Here is a 3168-nt window from a genome sequence, read left to right as displayed (position 1 = left end):
GCCATCCTTTGTTGTATACTGCAATAAATTACCCTTAGAATCATACTGATCATAAGTCAACTCGGTGGCTAAAGGTACGTTTCCAAAAGAGGATTGTATCTGATTTGGAAGATAGGATACATTACCATTCCAATTATTTGCATAATTGATTTTCTTTGTTTCTATTAATTTATTATCTCTAAAACTTTCAATCTTTTCAATTTCAGAAATTCTATTTTGAGAATAAATAGAATTGTGTCCGATATCAAAGTAATATTTAGTTTTAGAAGTGTTTCCATCAGGATTGATTACGGTATGTTCAGTTAATTTCTTATTTAGATTACTATATGTGAAATTTTCCTCAGTCTTAACAACATTTTGATTACCGTTTTCGTAAAAATAATTCTTTGTTTCTTTAGAAGCCAATTTTGCCCAGCCATACGTTTCAAAAATAGGAACGGGAATGTAATTTGGAGTGTTTATATCGAGTGGTAATCCGCCTAAGAAATTTATTGGTGTGGTGTGATTTGAATCACATGACAAACATGTACTTGTTAAAAGACTAAGGTATCCTGTGTAATCTGATGCATAATTAGGACTTGATCCATTATATACATTTGAAGGTTTGGAGAATTTTATTCCTAAATATTCCTCTTTTTCTTCAAAATTATATACATTATTAATTTCATATAATTTGTTTCCACTATTGTTTAAAGCAGTTTCATTAGTTAATAGACCTCTCTTAAAATCATAGTCTTTCGGTTTCACAAAAGGAGGTCCTCCAAAATTAGAAAAGTCTGCAAAATAATCAGTAGGATTGGTGTAAGTATATAAAATTTTTCCTTTATCTTTTTCTTTAACTGTCACATTTTTGTAACCTACGTTTCCTCCATGAGTTTGTAGTATAGTAAAATTACTATCGGAAGATGCTAAGGTTGCGGAATGAGACATTTCAGTTCCAGTTCCATTACAAAAGGCACTACCACCATACGGAGCAAAAAGAATTTGGGTGTTGAAGGGTAGTTGATATTCAAATTGCGGAACTGGACCAACTAAAGAACCACTACTAAAATCGTTAGAATTATTTAACTGATAGGAAAATTCTTTTTGCTTAGCGGGAGATAGGTTAGGGTTTGAAAAATAATCAGATAAAGAAATATTCTGATCAAAGTAGTTTATTTTCTTTATTCTGATGCCTCCGCCATACATGAATTTAGAATTGCCTGCTTCATCAAAAACATCAAAATTTATTGATCCAGTACTGTTATAGTTTGGATAGTTAAAATCATTCCACAACAACTTATACGCTACGCCTTTTTCCAATATGATATTAATACAGCAGTAAGGATCAACTGCCGGACAAGATATATTTCCTACAGGTATCCAATTACCACCACTATCCTGTTTGGAGAGATTAAGAGCAATATTTACTGCTTGAGAATCTACAATATTGGGATAGAATGTCACTTTTCGGTTAGTAGTGCTTATAGGAAAGTTATATGAATTATTTGTAGGCGTAAAATATAATGTTCTTGAGTTTTTAAAGCTGTAACTTATATTTTCTGGAGTATTGGGTATAGGTTGATCTCCAATAAACGAAAACTGATTAGATTCATATTCAAAAATTGCAGAACCTCCGGTAGGATATTTAATCTTTTGTAAAACATTGGTATCACAAAAGTTTGGCGTTGTAGTTCTTTTATCTGCCTGAGCGTCGCAGCCCTGTAAATTAAAAAAACCCCATCGATCTTTTCCTGCAACATATGCTCCTGTATTTGAAGATTCTTTATAATCTAGCTGATAATTTCCAACTAGATTATCCTGCGAGTCAAATTCTTCAATTTTCTTTAAAAACATTCGTTTGTGAAGAACTTCTGAATAGTTCTGCGTAAAATTAAACTTCTTTAGTTGCTTTCCATGCCAGTTTTTTATAGTAACAGACTTCAAATAAGGTGTCCTATCTTTTAGTTGGATATTAGAATCTTCTCTTCCCTGCAAAAATTGAAATTCTATCTTACCATGGTTAATAACATTAATAGTTTTAATCTTCTTTACCTGTACATTAGTATGTGAGTTACTGATTACTTCCACCGGGGGTAAATCATCACAATAATTAAAATCCCTATAATAGTCAGTCATACTTCCGACAGTATATTCATTTCTAGTAATATTTGACATTATGCGAGATTCAATATACGAATCAGGACCATTTGCCAAAGGTCTATCCTGATACTGAAAATTTACAACTTCCTGATTATTATTATCAAAAACTTGTGATAGATGGAAAGCACTAGTAAATGCATTTCCTTCAATTATATTGGTGTCAGTTTTAAGTTCGACAGATGGTCCACCCATTTTTTTATAGGTTGTTGTCACATTAGTCCCTGAATGTATTGATGTTTCAATAACATTAAAGATATACTTAAATCCCTTATCATCGTAGATAGTAAATCCCTCTGGAGCAAATGTTGTTGGATTATAGTTTTGGATGATTTTTACAATGTAATTATCCAAGGGTACTATTTCCAGTATATTTTGAGATGTATTTTTTTTTATGTAGAATCTTCCAGTATTTCCCATGAAATTAAATTGCCAAATATCATGTTCCGTATCGAAAATGCCTGTTCTGCTTGCTGTCCAGATGAATTTATTACCTAAATTATAGAGATTTTGACTTAAATTAGGATTATAATATGTTTTATGTGTATTAAGAACATTGTCACTAAACTGATAATAAGTATTAAGATCCGTATGATAAATACCAATTTTCTTTTTACTTTCTGAATCGTCTACATATCTCAATTCGTCAGCATGTCCTCTAACAGTTCTTGCAACGCTTCCTCCGTGAATAAAATTCCAGCCAAGTCCGACGTCACTCGAAACTTCATCTGCGGCTATACTAGAAGGATGGTATTTTAAGCTTAAGTTGACAGTAAGATCTTTGGAAGTAGTTGGTAAAGCCATCAATGGTATAGATATATCAGGTATTCCTGTATAATTACTTACCGGGATTTCTTCAAATTTCATTAAGGATGATACAGATGGAGATGGAGGAACGATATTATTTATATCAGTTTTAATATCCTGTCCAAAAATGAATGAGACAACAGTTAAAAGTTTAAATAAAATTATTTTTCTCATGTGTTTTATTTCTTAATAATTTTAGCGTTAGCAGTTTTTTCAGTGTCT

The 3168-nt window shown here is 31.5% G+C and carries 1 protein-coding gene; it reads right to left on the bottom strand.

The annotated features are described in order from the left end of the window. A partial coding sequence (locus OF897_RS21395) for a hypothetical protein (RefSeq protein WP_267267695.1) occupies window positions 1-3120 on the bottom strand: 3120 nt, incomplete at its 3' end. Window positions 3121-3168 lie beyond the last annotated feature (48 nt).

Source organism: Chryseobacterium formosum, assembly GCF_026460885.1.
Classification (GTDB): domain Bacteria; phylum Bacteroidota; class Bacteroidia; order Flavobacteriales; family Weeksellaceae; genus Chryseobacterium; species Chryseobacterium formosus.
This window is presented reverse-complemented; position numbering and strand designations above follow the sequence as displayed.